The organism is Dehalococcoidales bacterium, from assembly GCA_030698765.1.
Classification (GTDB): domain Bacteria; phylum Chloroflexota; class Dehalococcoidia; order Dehalococcoidales; family UBA2162; genus JAUYMF01.
Genome location: JAUYMF010000010.1, coordinates 1 through 8,034, shown reverse-complemented (window position 1 = coordinate 8,034; position 8,034 = coordinate 1). Strand labels below are relative to the sequence as shown.

At 50.9% G+C, this 8,034-nt stretch carries 10 protein-coding genes and 1 tRNA gene; 7 read left to right on the top strand and 4 right to left on the bottom strand.

Annotated elements, in window-relative coordinates:
- Window positions 1-206 precede the first annotated feature (206 nt).
- Window positions 207-1,301, bottom strand: a complete 1,095-nt coding sequence (locus Q8Q07_00325) for an NDP-sugar synthase (GenBank protein ID MDP3878738.1) — start codon at window positions 1,299-1,301, stop codon at window positions 207-209.
- Window positions 1,302-1,473: 172 nt separating this feature from the next.
- On the opposite strand from Q8Q07_00325, the gene Q8Q07_00320 reads away from it, so the two are divergent.
- Window positions 1,474-2,058, top strand: a complete 585-nt coding sequence (locus Q8Q07_00320; protein ID MDP3878737.1) for a hypothetical protein — start codon at window positions 1,474-1,476, stop codon at window positions 2,056-2,058.
- Between the two features lie 10 nt (window positions 2,059-2,068).
- On the opposite strand, the gene Q8Q07_00315 is transcribed toward Q8Q07_00320, so the two are convergent.
- On the bottom strand, window positions 2,069-2,836 hold the full coding sequence (locus tag Q8Q07_00315; protein ID MDP3878736.1) for an enoyl-CoA hydratase-related protein: 768 nt from the start codon (window positions 2,834-2,836) through the stop codon (window positions 2,069-2,071).
- 292 nt (window positions 2,837-3,128) lie between these two features.
- On the opposite strand from Q8Q07_00315, the gene Q8Q07_00310 reads away from it, so the two are divergent.
- Genes Q8Q07_00310 through Q8Q07_00300 form a run of 3 tightly spaced genes read left to right on the top strand, consistent with a single transcriptional unit; the run spans window position 3,129 to window position 4,572 of the window.
- Window positions 3,129-3,569, top strand: coding sequence for a hypothetical protein (locus tag Q8Q07_00310; GenBank protein ID MDP3878735.1), 441 nt, complete (start codon window positions 3,129-3,131; stop codon window positions 3,567-3,569).
- Window positions 3,569-4,309, top strand: coding sequence for a DpnI domain-containing protein (locus tag Q8Q07_00305; GenBank protein ID MDP3878734.1), 741 nt, complete (start codon window positions 3,569-3,571; stop codon window positions 4,307-4,309). The genes Q8Q07_00310 and Q8Q07_00305 overlap by 1 nt, the downstream gene beginning before the upstream one ends.
- Window positions 4,309-4,572: a hypothetical protein gene (locus Q8Q07_00300; GenBank protein ID MDP3878733.1), complete on the top strand. Its 264-nt coding sequence runs from the start codon at window positions 4,309-4,311 to the stop codon at window positions 4,570-4,572. Before Q8Q07_00305 ends, Q8Q07_00300 begins: the two co-directional genes overlap by 1 nt.
- Before the next feature lie 246 nt (window positions 4,573-4,818).
- On the opposite strand, the gene Q8Q07_00295 is transcribed toward Q8Q07_00300, so the two are convergent.
- Window positions 4,819-4,894 (bottom strand) — tRNA-Asn (locus Q8Q07_00295).
- 314 nt (window positions 4,895-5,208) lie between these two features.
- On the opposite strand from Q8Q07_00295, the gene Q8Q07_00290 reads away from it, so the two are divergent.
- From Q8Q07_00290 to Q8Q07_00280, 3 genes are all read left to right on the top strand, one after another.
- On the top strand, window positions 5,209-5,604 hold the full coding sequence (locus tag Q8Q07_00290) for a hypothetical protein (GenBank protein ID MDP3878732.1): 396 nt from the start codon (window positions 5,209-5,211) through the stop codon (window positions 5,602-5,604).
- Window positions 5,605-5,992: 388 nt separating this feature from the next.
- Window positions 5,993-6,688, top strand: coding sequence for a DUF1538 domain-containing protein (locus Q8Q07_00285; GenBank protein ID MDP3878731.1), 696 nt, complete (start codon window positions 5,993-5,995; stop codon window positions 6,686-6,688).
- Complete coding sequence (locus Q8Q07_00280) at window positions 6,685-7,755, top strand: DUF1538 family protein (protein ID MDP3878730.1); 1,071 nt, start codon at window positions 6,685-6,687, stop codon at window positions 7,753-7,755. The genes Q8Q07_00285 and Q8Q07_00280 overlap by 4 nt, the downstream gene beginning before the upstream one ends.
- Window positions 7,756-7,898: 143 nt before the next feature.
- On the opposite strand, the gene Q8Q07_00275 is transcribed toward Q8Q07_00280, so the two are convergent.
- Window positions 7,899-8,034, bottom strand: a 136-nt coding sequence (locus tag Q8Q07_00275; GenBank protein MDP3878729.1) for an integrase core domain-containing protein, incomplete at its 5' end; no start/stop codon positions are given.

Genomic DNA, 8,034 nt, shown 5'->3' with positions numbered 1-8,034 from the left:
TGATTGTCATCCTTCTCTTCGCTCAGGATGACAATCAACCATTTTCTGAAAGCCTGAGGACTTTATTGTTTTTTTTGTTATGACTCATTACGTATAACTCTATTTTCATGACAAAGAAGGCGTTTTAGGACAACCTCAGAGTCAAAGGAGAGGCGGAGTGATTAAGAAGAGAGCGGAAGGGTAAAGTAGAGAGAAGAGTGACAGTCTTACGGGCTGGCGCTGACTGTTGTTCCCGCCCCGATGCGGCTGCCCGGCTCCAGTTTGCAGCCACCGGCTATAGTTACGTTATCCCCCAGTACCACGTTCTCAGCGCTGCTGCCCTCGTTAAGGTGGCAATTATCGGCCAGGATTGAGCTTTTTAAGCTGACCCGTGCTCCCAAGCGGGAGTTCTGCCAGATGACGGAGTCTTCAATAATGCTGTCTTCCCGGATAATGGCGCCGTCCCCGATAGCCAGCGGCCCGTTCAAGGCTACATTCTCCCCGATGGTGCAGTCAGCCCCGATTATTACCGGGCCCCGTATCCGGGCGGAGGGGTGAATATGACTATTTTCTCCGATGGTCACCTCTTCAGTGGGGGCGAGAAGACAGTTCCGGCATTTACCGCTGAGCAGGTCGCGGTGTAGCTGCAGGTATTTCTCCGGGGTGCCGATGTCTATCCAGTAGGCTGAAGAGAGAAAGGCGTAGACCGGCTGGTGCCCGGTCAGGAGCCGGGGGAAGACCTCACGTTCAATGCTGACTTTAGTCCGGAGCGGGATTTGAGCCAGGACTGCTTTCTCCAGAACATAGGTTCCGGCATTTATCATGTTAGTAGTTACTTCATTCCAGCCGGGTTTTTCCAGGAAGCGGGCGACTCTGTTTTCAGGGGTAGTCTCAACTAAGCCATAGCTGGTAGGGTCATCTACCGGCGTCAGGGCAATGGTTGCCATTGCCTTTTGTTGCCGGTGGAATTCCAGCATCGCCGTAATGTCCAGGTCAGTGAACACATCTCCGTTTAGCATCAGGAAGGTATCATCCAGGTAACCGGCGGCATTCTTCAGCGCTCCGGCGGTACCCAGAGGGGTGTCTTCGACAACATAGCTGAGACTGACACCAAACCGGCTGCCGTTGCCCAGGTAGCCCTCGATTAGCTGTGCCAGATGGCCCTGCGCCAGGATGATGTCCTCTATCCGGTGCCCGGCGAGGTGGCGGATGACATGCTCCAGTAGCGGCCGGTTAAGTACCGGCACTATTGCCTTGGGGGTGTTATTGGTGAGGGGTAGCAGCCTGGTGGCTTTGCCGCCCACCAGGATAACAGCTTGCATTGGCCTTCCTCCGGAATGGTCGTAAACAAGAATACCGTGAACTGCCGGTGAAATCAAGCGGGGACCGGTACGGAGCGGGTTACGGGACGGATTGGCAAGTTATGGAACATCGGGTTAATATGTATCATCCGGCTCTGCGGGGCTGGAAATCGGGCGGGATATTTTAGTAGAGATGAAGAAAAGGATCGCCGACCTTGTCTCCAATACCCTGAACCCCTTTTTTATGAGCCTGGGAATTATCGGGCTTGTTTCGTTTGCCTCAGCCCCCGGTACAGTCTCCGCCCTTAAATGGGCGCTGCTGGCGGTGGCGCTGAGCGTGCTGCCGGTCTTTCTGGCTATAATTTATCTGGTGCGTAAGGGTAAAATCGATACTATTTATACTGATGCCCGGCGGCAAAGGACCGGGATTTACCTGCTGGCCGGTCTTATTGCCGCCGCGGGCGGTATCATCCTCATTTATCTCGGGGCGCCGCTAATGCTCAGGGCGGCTTTTCTGGCCGGATTTTCCGGAGCCGTCATCTTCACGGGTATTACCTGGTGGTGGAAGGTAAGTCTGCATACCGCCATGGTGGCGGCGGCGGTAACAATACTGGTTATATTGCACGGCTGGCTGGCGGTGATAGCCGCAGTTATCGTCCCGTTGATGGCATGGGCAAGAGTAGCATCAGACCATCACTCACCAGCGCAGACCGTGACCGGCGCCATTCTCGGCGCTTTAGTTGTGATTTTGGCGCTTTATCCGTTCGTTTCAGTGTGAAGCCCGCCGGTTATTTCCCCTTCCACACCGGCTTTCGCCCCTCGGCAAACGCCCGCGGACCCTCCAGGTAGTCCTCACTGTGGTGGGTCTTGGTTTCCCGCAGAAGGTTACCGTAATCAAAGGCTTCCCTCTTAGCGAAGCGTAGCTCATAGGCGCGGTGCAGGGTTTCTTTGATGGCTTCCACGGCCAGTGGCGCCTGCTCGCAGATGGCTTCGGCCAGGGCGGTGGCTCGCGGCATCAGCTGGGCCAGTGGGACGACCTCGGTAACGATGCCCAGGTCATAAGCCCTTTTGGCGTCCATGCGCTCCTTGGTGCCCATGAAGGCCATACGCAGCACCACGCTCAGCGGAGCACGGTCGGCCAGACCCATCATCTCTCTCAATGGCACCCAGCCGATGCTGACATGGGGTTCCAGGAAGGTGGCGTGGTCAGCGCAGATGGCGAAATCGCTCTGCCAGAGGAAGTGCCAGCCGCCGCCGGCGCAGACGCCGTTAATTGCCAGGATAACCGGTTTCCAGAAGTCCTCCGGGACGTCTCCCCAAGGTGTGACGGGGATGCCTTTTGAGGCTGCCCTAGCGTCAGCCCCGGTGCAGAAATGCTTTTCCCCGGCGCCGGTGAGGACAGCCACCCGGATATTCTTATCGTCTTTAGCGTCATTCCAGGCATCGGTCAGTTCCTCGCCCATTGCGGCGTGGTGGGAGTTGCCCGCTTCGGGGCGGTTCAGGGTCACGTAGGCGATCTGTCCTTTCTTCTCATAGAGGATATACTGGTAAGCCATAAATTCACTCCTTTCTTTCCTTTGGAATTTCCTGATTGAGGCTATTATAAGGTTTTGGCTAAGAGTAGTCAAAGGCTGTTTTCTCGGGCAATAATTTCTTAGGTTTCCGACTAAGCCCCGCCCACTGAAAAACCTGGCTCCCTGAACGGGTTAAAAGGTAGAACTTTTAGAGCCGTGTTTGAGATGACCAGTTATCGATATGATAAAAAAAGCTCATGATCGTTTCTTGCTGAAATAAGGAGAATGGGGTATATTAAACCAAACGAGATAAAGCTCTTATTATAGGTTACTAATGGCCAAGAGAACGATGACACAAGAAAAGAAAAAGGGGAAAGAGAACTGGGCTGAGCGAACTCAATATGTCCGGTCTCAGAATCCCCTTGATTTTCAGATAGCGGAAGAGAAGTCAGCTTACGGCGCTCAAAAACCCTTCTCAGTGTACTATAATGACTTAGAACACTCTATTAGGCTCCTTAAAGGTGATTGCATTGATATCCTGAAACTAGCAAGAGAAAATTCTGTCGATATGATTTTTGCCGACCCTCCCTATTTTCTTTCTAACGGGGGTATCACATGTCAGGCAGGCCGGATGGTTTCTGTCGATAAGGGCAAATGGGATAAGTCAAAGGGTGCTGAAGACGACCATGAATTTGCCCTTCAATGGCTCACCGCTTGGCTCTCGAACAATTTAGGACAGCGACAATCATGCGTCTCCTTCTCAACAAAGATTTGATGGCAGGGTACAAAAGCCCTTCCCAGAAAATCAGGGTTTTGACTGAGGATTGGGTTAACGGCGAAGTTTTTTGTCCGTCTTGCGGCGCAAATATCAACAGATATGACAATAATCGTCCCGTTGCCGACTTCTACTGTCCCATCTGCAAAGAAGATTACGAACTCAAGGGTAAGGGAGGCAGTTTTAGCGGCAAGATTGTGGATGGAGCTTTCAAGACAGCAATCGAACGACTGAAAAGCAATCTCAATCCTAATTTGTTTTTATTGGCTTACAATCCACAAAATTATGAAGTCTTGAATTTCTGCGTCATACCGAAGTACTTCTTCGTTCCTCAGATAGTAGAAAAACGTAAACCCCTTTCTATGACTGCACGCAGGGCCGGTTGGGTCGGCTGCAATATTATCTTGGATAATATTCCACAAACGGGGAGAATCTTTTACGTTAAGGATAGGGTGATATTGCCACATAAAGCCGTATTAGAGGGCTGGCAGAAAACGCTGTTCTTGAAGGAAGAACCGAAGGTTAAGGAGAGAGGCTGGACAATAGACATTATGAATTGCATTGAAAAGCTCGGTAAGAGAGAATTCTCACTAACTGAAGTTTATGATTTCGAAAACGAATTGCAAAAAAAACATCCACGTAACCTCCACATAAGAGATAAGATCAGGCAACAGCTGCAGATATTGAGGGACAGTAACTATCTAGAGTTCCTGGGACGAGGAAAGTACAGGAGGGCATAATGGCAGAATATATTTTCCTTACGACTGAAGGCTCAACGTTTCAACCTAATAGTATTAGTTCCGAACCGGACATTGAGAATATGCAAGTGATAGGCTTCGCTGGTGGCGATACAGTTCAAGATGCTTCAAGAAATTTACTTGAGCTAAACGAGTACTTAGCCGATACGAGTTTCGACGACATCTTCGCGATTCAGCTTGCCGATGAACACCGAGAATATTTGTCCTTGAGAGAATTAATTCAGAGCTATGTGCGTGCCCGATAAGCAAGATCAGGAAGTCCTATCATCGGCAGGTTGGAAATTTGTTTGGTTGACGGATGGCCAAGGCTGGAAGAAGATGCAAAGACCATTCCATATTGGCGTTGAGAATATGGACTATGTGATAAATGCGAATCTACTCAGGAATGGCTTACTTGAGAAAATCATAGTTTGATATATCTTTTATGAAAAGACTTCTTCTCGGGCAATAATTTCTTAGGTTTCTGACTAAGTCCCGCCCACTGAAAAACCTGGCTCCCCGACTTGGACTCGAACCAAGAACCTAGCGGTTAACAGCCGCTTGCTCTACCGATTGAGCTATCGGGGAATTTTTCAGGCAGTAACAAATAAACAGCCTTATAATACCATATTTTCAGGCGGTTAAAAACCTGTTGTTCTCATGCTGCACCGGCGGCGGTTTTTACCGGACATTATTATTGCCGTTTTCAGTCAGGGGAGTCAAGCTGCCACCGGCGAGTTACATCCGCAAATCCCTTTCCCTTGTTCCGGACGAAATATCCCTGACTAAAAATTAGCGCCACCCTTTCCCAACAAATACGTACGTTTACGTATTCAATTATCCTCCAGAACAGGCCATAATATATTTTTATCGAATAGTACTAGAGGAAGGAGGGACCTACGATGGATAAAACAGCCTATTGCCCAACGCAGGGAGAGGGCATTACTCGCAGGAGTTTCCTGAAGGGGACGGCGGGAATTGGACTTGTTATCCTGGTCGCTGAGGCCGCCGGTGGGGCACTTGTTGGGCTATCCGGTTGCGCCAAGCCTACCGCAGATATTCCTGTCACATCCTCAACGGATTTTAACCACGCCCACGGCGTAACAATCCCCGGGGCTGATATCGACAGCGCGCCGGACAGCAAGACCTATACCTCCGATGGGCCCACCCATCAACACGACATAACCCTGGTAAAGGCAGATTTCCAGGCGATAAAGCAAGGGCAGGCGGTTACCAAGACCTCTACCGCCGTTGGAACCACGCCGCACACCCATACCTTTACCATAATGAAGGCGTAGCCTCAGACCGGAGAATACGCTGCATTTCGTGAGGTGTATCCTTCCTGTACGGCTGACCGTAGCAGGAAGAGGGCTTTTGTGTCCGTTACGGCGAGCCACAAAAAGCCGTTGCGACAGAACAATTCCAGGCAGTGGCCGGGCAGTTAGCAATCAAATCGAACTTTTTACGTCCTGACTTGATTCCAGGACTCCGTGAATTGTTGAAGAAATCAGGGTCTTCGTCACATCAGTCATCAGGTATTAATTCAATACAGGTATAAAACGGCAATGCGTGTCCGGTTTCCCGCAGGTAGCACCGGTCTCAGCAGGCATAGCCTCTTATGGAAACAGCTTTCTATCATTCATTCCAGCCCTTTTATACGATCAAGAATTAGGCTATTATTGAGGTATGCCGAATAACATCAGAGCCAGGGTTTTAGAGGTTGTTATGGCTATTTTACCGCTGGTTCTAGTTGTGGTTGTTCTCCAGTTTGCGCTTGTCAAGATGCCAGCTAACCTTTTCCTCCAGTTTATCATAGGCGCAATAATGGTTATCGCGGGTATGATACTCTTCCTGTTCGGTGTTGAAATTGGCATCCTGCCAATGGGCAAGGCTCTCGGCTCCGAACTCCCCAAGCGTGGCTCGCTATCCCTGGTGATAGGGATAGCTTTTCTCATCGGCTTTACGGCGACAATCGCTGAACCTGATGTCATTGTCCTTACCAGGCAGGTTGACGCGGTCTCCGGTGGGGCTATCGCGGAGAACGTTCTGGTTTACATCATAGCCATCGGTGTCGCCTTTTTTGTCGCGATGGCAATTCTTCGAATTCTCCTTAATTTCCCCATCGCTTACCTGCTGGCCGCCGGTTACATAGTTATCATAATCCTGGCCCTTTTTACTCCCGCGGAATTTGTCCCGGTCGCCTTCGATTCAGGGGGTGTCACCACCGGCCCGATGACCGTACCGATAATCCTGGCGCTGGGACTGGGATTCAGCTCGGTACTGGCAGGAAGGTCGGCTCTGTCTGATGGCTTCGGGCTTATCGGCCTGGCCTCAATCGGCCCGGTCATCGGGGTGATGATCATGGGGATGGTGCTGAGTTGAACGAGATAATGATCTGGGATGGATTCGGCCGTACCCTTCTCGGTATCATCAAAGCTTTGGCGCCGCTGCTGGTGCTATTCACTATATTTCAATTCCTTGTATTAAAGCTGCCGAAAAGCTATGTCTTCAATCTGCTCAAAGGGTCCCTGCTGGCGCTGGCGGGGGTAGCCTTATTCCTCCAGGGAGTACATATAGGATTTTTCCCAGCCGGCCAGGCGATAGGAGAAGCATTAGGCGCGGTAAGAATTCAATGGTTGTTGATACCATTCGGCCTGTTAATGGGCTTTCTGGCGACATGGGGGGAACCAGCCGTGCGTATCCTCGGCGAGCAGGTTGAAGCAGCCTCAAGCGGCTCCATACGCAAGATAACAGTTCTCTACACGATATCAAGCGGCGTTGCCCTGTTCATCGCCCTGGGAATGGCAAAAATCGTCTACGGGATTCCGTTGCTCTGGATAATTATCCCCGGTTACCTGCTGGCAATAGGAATGATCCGGTTCAGTGACAAAAGTGTTATCGCCATTGCCTTTGATGCCGGTGGCGTGGCTACCGGGCCAATGGCGGTGACCTTCCTGATGGCGATAGCCGTCGGCATCGCCTCCAGCATCCAGGATCGTGACCCAATTATAGACGGTTTCGGCCTTATAGCTTTGATTGCCCTGGCGCCTATCTTGACGATCCTGGCGCTCGGACTGATAGTTCGTATGAAAACACGAAAAAAGGAGGAAAAGAACATGGCGGAGATGTCTCTCATTGTCAGCATTGTCCGGAAAGGATGGGGTGACAAAATTCTTGAAAGCTCCTGCAAGGCGGGGGCTGAAGGAGGTACTATCTTATTTGGCCGTGGTACAGGAATTCACGAGAAACAGAAAATCCTTGGTATTCCCATCGAACCGGAGAAGGAGGTCTTGCTAACATTGACTCATTCGGAGCAGACCGAGGCCATTCTTGACGAAATTGTCCGCTCTGCCGAACTGGGCAAACCGGGTGCGGGGGTAGCGTTCGTTATCCCGGTCGAGAAAGTGGTCGGTGTGGTTCATCACACGGATGAAAGCCCGGCAATATAGTAACGAGCGTGGGGGTAAGTATGAAAATCGTTCGCTTTTTCAAAAAGCTCCTGCCTCCCGCTCTGGTTGACGAGACCGGTGGGCATATCGGGCTGAGGTCCGCGTGTCTGAAGTATACAGATTACATGAGGTCATTCTTGACCTTACCCCATTCTTAGTGCCATCTGCATCTTAGCGTTTCCGTCTAGTGCCATGAATTCCTGAGGTGCCAGTCCGCCCAACGAGCTATGGGGTCTGACGGTATTATAATCCTTTCTCCAGTCTTCTATCACCTCCCTG

Coding starts and splice junctions, on each gene's coding strand:
- Q8Q07_00305 (MDP3878734.1), top strand. CDS start 3,569: ATGGCAGGGTACAAAAGCCCTTCCCAGAAAATCAGGGTTTTGACTGAG.
- Q8Q07_00315 (MDP3878736.1), bottom strand. CDS start 2,836: ATGGCTTACCAGTATATCCTCTATGAGAAGAAAGGACAGATCGCCTAC.
- Q8Q07_00325 (MDP3878738.1), bottom strand. CDS start 1,301: ATGCAAGCTGTTATCCTGGTGGGCGGCAAAGCCACCAGGCTGCTACCC.
- Q8Q07_00320 (MDP3878737.1), top strand. CDS start 1,474: ATGAAGAAAAGGATCGCCGACCTTGTCTCCAATACCCTGAACCCCTTT.
- Q8Q07_00300 (MDP3878733.1), top strand. CDS start 4,309: ATGGCAGAATATATTTTCCTTACGACTGAAGGCTCAACGTTTCAACCT.
- Q8Q07_00290 (MDP3878732.1), top strand. CDS start 5,209: ATGGATAAAACAGCCTATTGCCCAACGCAGGGAGAGGGCATTACTCGC.
- Q8Q07_00285 (MDP3878731.1), top strand. CDS start 5,993: ATGCCGAATAACATCAGAGCCAGGGTTTTAGAGGTTGTTATGGCTATT.
- Q8Q07_00310 (MDP3878735.1), top strand. CDS start 3,129: ATGGCCAAGAGAACGATGACACAAGAAAAGAAAAAGGGGAAAGAGAAC.